The sequence below is a fragment of the Desulfurellaceae bacterium genome (assembly GCA_021296095.1).
In the GTDB taxonomy this organism is placed as follows: domain Bacteria; phylum Desulfobacterota; class Binatia; order Bin18; family Bin18; genus JAAXHF01.
On the sequence record JAGWBB010000071.1, the window covers coordinates 4,870 to 9,184 of the forward strand.

General features: G+C 58.5%; 6 protein-coding genes and 1 pseudogene. 1 reads left to right on the forward strand and 6 read right to left on the reverse strand.

What is annotated here, in order from left to right; translation table 11 throughout:
* Nucleotides 1-2 precede the first annotated feature (2 nt).
* From J4F42_16025 to J4F42_16050, 6 genes and pseudogenes are all read right to left on the reverse strand, one after another.
* Nucleotides 3-440, reverse strand: a pseudogene (locus J4F42_16025) (nucleotidyltransferase family protein).
* A 55-nt stretch (nt 441-495) separates the two neighbouring features.
* Nucleotides 496-645 (reverse strand): hypothetical protein, encoded by a 150-nt coding sequence (locus J4F42_16030; GenBank protein MCE2487023.1) that lies wholly within the window; start codon nt 643-645, stop codon nt 496-498.
* Nucleotides 600-1,631 carry an XdhC family protein gene (locus J4F42_16035; protein ID MCE2487024.1) on the reverse strand — a complete coding sequence of 344 codons (1,032 nt, stop codon included), beginning with the start codon at nt 1,629-1,631 and terminating at the stop codon, nt 600-602. Before J4F42_16035 ends, J4F42_16030 begins: the two co-directional genes overlap by 46 nt.
* Nucleotides 1,632-1,841: 210 nt before the next feature.
* On the reverse strand, nt 1,842-2,231 hold the full coding sequence (locus J4F42_16040) for a hypothetical protein (GenBank protein MCE2487025.1): 390 nt from the start codon (nt 2,229-2,231) through the stop codon (nt 1,842-1,844).
* 156 nt (nt 2,232-2,387) lie between these two features.
* Nucleotides 2,388-2,840 (reverse strand): hypothetical protein, encoded by a 453-nt coding sequence (locus J4F42_16045; GenBank protein MCE2487026.1) that lies wholly within the window; start codon nt 2,838-2,840, stop codon nt 2,388-2,390.
* A 55-nt stretch (nt 2,841-2,895) separates the two neighbouring features.
* Complete coding sequence (locus J4F42_16050; GenBank protein ID MCE2487027.1) at nt 2,896-3,207, reverse strand: hypothetical protein; 312 nt, start codon at nt 3,205-3,207, stop codon at nt 2,896-2,898.
* Between the two features lie 659 nt (nt 3,208-3,866).
* Between J4F42_16050 and J4F42_16055 the strand changes: the two genes are divergently transcribed.
* On the forward strand, nt 3,867-4,315 hold a 449-nt coding region (locus J4F42_16055), incomplete at its 3' end, for a hypothetical protein (protein ID MCE2487028.1).

Sequence of the window (4,315 nt, forward strand, 5' to 3'; positions counted from 1 at the left end):
ACGACCGTTTTGGCGCCTTTATCAAGCGGAGCGGCCAGCAGCTCGGCATAGACCTGGCGGGAGAACAACACCGGATGGCCGCGCTTGCCCTGATGGGCGGCAATGATGATCGGCAGCCGATCAGTCCGAAACGAGGCGATAAGCGCGGCAATGGTCTCCATCCTGACCAGCGGATGGTCAACCAGATTCACCACCGCAGCCTCGCTATCGGGCGACAGCGCGCCAAGCCCACACACCAGAGAAGACAGCTGGCCTTGGGTATAGTGCGGATTGACGACTGTGCGCAGAGCTGGATGCCGGGGCAGGGCGGGCCGCAGCCGGTCCTCCCAGGCGCCCAGCACGACGATCAGCTCCTCCACCCCGGCGTCGAGGAAAGCCGTGCAAATCCGCCCAATAAAGGTTTGGCCCTGGTAGGCCAGGAGCGCCTTTGGCGAGCCCATACGACGCGACTCGCCGGCGGCCAGAAGAATGCCCGAGATCATAGGCTGGACGGGCTCAGCCGCCGAACTTGAACGGACCGCTCGACCGCGCCTTGGCGGCCAGGGACAGCGTCTCCAGCGACCCGCGGTGCCGCGCCCGGACGATCTCGGCGGCAATGGCTACGGCGATTTCGGCCGGCGTCTCAGCCGCAATATCCAGACCCATGGGGGTGTGGAGCTGAAGCCCTGTTCGGCCAGGCGTTCGAGGGTGGTCTTGGCCCGGCGTTTGCTCCCGATCATGCCGATATAGGCCGGGGTCTTGTGCAGCGCCACCCGCACCGACTCCTCGTCATGTACATGCCCCCGGGTGACGACGACGACAAAGGTCTGCTCGTTGATCTCCAGGCTGTCCAGCACCTGGCCAAAGGGTCCGACCCGGATATCGGCCGCGTGGGGAAAGCGCTCGGTATTGGCAAATGCCCAGCGATCATCGACGACAATCGTCCGAAAACCCATCAGGTGAGCGATCTCGCACAGCGGCTGGGCAATATGGCCGGCGCCGGCAATAATCAGGGTCTGCTGGCCCGACTGGACGTCAACAAAGACTTTGGGCCAGTCCTGGCGACGGGCGACGACCTCTTCCACCGCCTGGCCCTGGGGTGAGACCGCAAACAGCTGGGACTTGCCATCGCTGACGGAAGCGCTGAAGGTCTCGACCAGCGGCTGGTCCAGCGACAGGGCGGGGCTCAGAGCTGGGCCGCCACGGCCCACCGACAGACACCCCTTGGCGCCCGGACTGAGGCTGCCGCCGACCGCATCCAGGGCCGTCACCAGAGCCGCTGGCCGACGCGCCCGGGTCGCTTCGGCCAGGCTATGGGCCAGTTCACGATGCTCTTCGGGTCGCCACACGTCGAGCGCCACATCCATCAAGCCGCCACACACCTGAATCACGTCCTGATCGAAATCTCCGGTCAGGTCGACCTCGACAATCCGTGGCGGCAGATTCTGCTCCAACACCGGATAGGCCCGGCGCAGCACCTCGCCCTCCCCACACCCGCCGCCTATCGTGCCAAACGGCTGCCCCTCGGGCGGCACAACCATCTTGGCCCCGACCTCACGCGGGACAGAACCACGCGTCCGAATAATCGTCGCTAAGACAAACGACTTGCCGTCAGCCAGTAATGCTTCGGCGCGGTCCCATAAATCATCCATGGCGTCTCAATCCTCCTGACAGGCTGGATGGCTGTCTGCTCAGGGTTAGCACAAGCCCGGGGCAGAGAAAAGAACACCGCCGGGTCGGTACTGGCTGAATTAAGCCACTGGCAGTCAAACGCGGCCACTCAGGTCGTCCCGAGTGGCTGCCTTTGAATGGGGGGAGTGGCGGCGTTTAGCTGCCAGGTCAAGTTTGTGCGACTCAGGATATCAATAGTCTGAGTTATCTGTCCCGTTTATTACTGATAGGCGTTTAATCACTTTTATTTTTGCCTCGGCTAAATACTTTGCAGCTTTGTCACACTTCTGAATAGCAGGGTTCCGGTCTACCTCCTCTCTTCTGGGATGATCTCGCAATACTCGAAAATCCTTGAACAAGCCTTCCATAGTTTCCGCATATCTATTGATCGGGGGGATAATATCGCTGTTTCGGGCGGCCCACAGTTTCGCCCCATATCGTTTGTCGTGAAGAATATGCCATGCTTCTGTAAGAGGAAGGGGAAGGTCTCGCTCAGTTACGCGATTTTCTAGCACCCCCCAATAAGCGCGTAACGCATTGCTCTGATCCTCAAGTAGGTCATACAATTTTTCAAGCGCCATAGTTTGTCGATTCCTATTTTGTCGCCCGTCTTCGGCTTTTGATGAGGAGCGGGCAGTCCGAGAGACAAGGATACCGGTAATGAGGGCGCTAAGGATGGCGCTCACGGAGCCGGCTATGACCAGTAGTATCTGATTGATTTCCATTTCGGTCCTGTCTTAATTTGACAGCAGGTAAATCACCATCGGTATGAGCGCAAGGACGAAAAATAACTTTTGGATACCATGCATGACTCTCTCAGTGGCGGTTGGGAATCGCCACTCCGAAAGTCCGGCTATTCCAGACTCCCGGAGGGTTGCTAATGTTTCTATGTTCTGACGAATACCGTGAGGAAACTCGGCCAAGGGGTCGATAGCTTTTCTTTGAAGACAGCCCAGCCCGGCGAGAAACGATATCAGATTCCCAAGTACCGCGTATTTCAGGAGCGTGGGAGTCGGCGTGACGTGCTGCGTCACTGTGAGAATCACCGGAATAATGGCCCCGGACAGGAGGGTGAGCATTTTGACAAAATCTTGGTAGTGCCCATAGTACTCGCGAAAATACCGGGATTCGATCGGCTCTTCCTTTTTATCGGTTTTGGGTGGCTGCATTTGGATCGTGAGAGCGCCCATTCAAACAGAAAAATACCTTTGCGCTCTTCCTCCGGCAGAATTTCATGGTTTAAGATTACGGGGCAGGGGGAAGGGAGCGATAAACGTTCCATCCCCCTTCAGTCAATCCGACAGCGGAATACTGAGACGACCCATATGTGAGAGTGGATGACATAATGGTCAGAAGGCCAACGCTCTCAAGGGCGGCCATCAGTTGTTGAACAGCATGGTTCTCTTGAAGGCCGGTGATCTCCATAATCTTATCTTTATAGAGTTGGCGCAACGCACGGATTTCACCGTCGCGCCCCGTATTGCTGACAACATATCTGTCATCTCCCTCGCTGAGGGTGTCTCCAATATAACGGATGAGTGCTTGCTGGTTTGTCATAGTGTTAATTCCCTTCTGGGTTGCTGCCTTCTATTCGTCGGATCAAATCTCTCGTTTGCCGTGCTCTATCCATTGCGACCAACCGCAACGGCTCATTCTGTGCCCGATTCGCATAGTCCACGTTCCGTTGAAAGAAACGGTGGAGCGCCCGCATGGTCGCCAGGGTGTGTTGGGTTCGCGGGTCGATTTTGCTAGAGTTCGACATAGTAACTCCTGTCAATCTGCGGTGGCTCTGCTGGGAACAGAACCGCGCGTTATGGGTTGAACGGACGCACGAATGCCAAGCCAGGGGTGGTGGCCCCCGGTTGGCAGAGAAACAGTGAAGGGGAAATTTTTCCCGCATGACGTTGACTCCTGCCATACGGGATGCTGGGGGGAGGGTTGCTTATTCGCTTCCCCGTGCATCTCGCATGGCAAATGGCCCGGCGCTTTGAGTGTCGGGTTTTTTTGTATGTTAAGTCATTGTTTTCATGGCGCAAAGCATAGGCTGCCACCAGGCGAAAGTCAATCAACTACTGCCGAAGGTACTGGCTGCGTTTGGCTCCGAGTGGCTGCATTTAGATTCAAACGCAGCCACTCGGTGAGGACAAACGCAGCCAGTACCGCCGGGTCGAGGCGGACGCATTGCCGGTCCTCGGCACCTGCCGTATGCTGCGCGTATGAAGCTACGTGTGGTGAGCCAGGAAGACATCTCGCCCGGCCTGAGTCTGGCCAGCGACCGGTTCTTTCTGCAAACCGTGGACACCACCGCCGTCCTCCGCGTGTACACCTGCCCGGGCGACGTAGTGCGGCTCGGTCGCTATCACGCCGTCGCACGCCTGAACGCGACCGACCGGGTGACGGTCAGCCGCCGCCTGAGCGGAGGTCGGGTCGTACCGAGCGGACACGGCTTTGTCCACTTCTCCCTGATCCTGCCCCACCGCTCGGCCTTTTTCTCGGACGATCCGTTCTACCTGGCACCGTTGCAAGTCCTCAACCGCCACGTCCGCAGCGTGCTGCACGGCTTCAAGGCGGCCGGCGTCCAGCTGTTCTACCCGGGTCGGGATTTCCTGACCATTGACCGCCGGACGGTTGGCTGGGTGTCGTGGACCAGCGACCAGAACGGCGC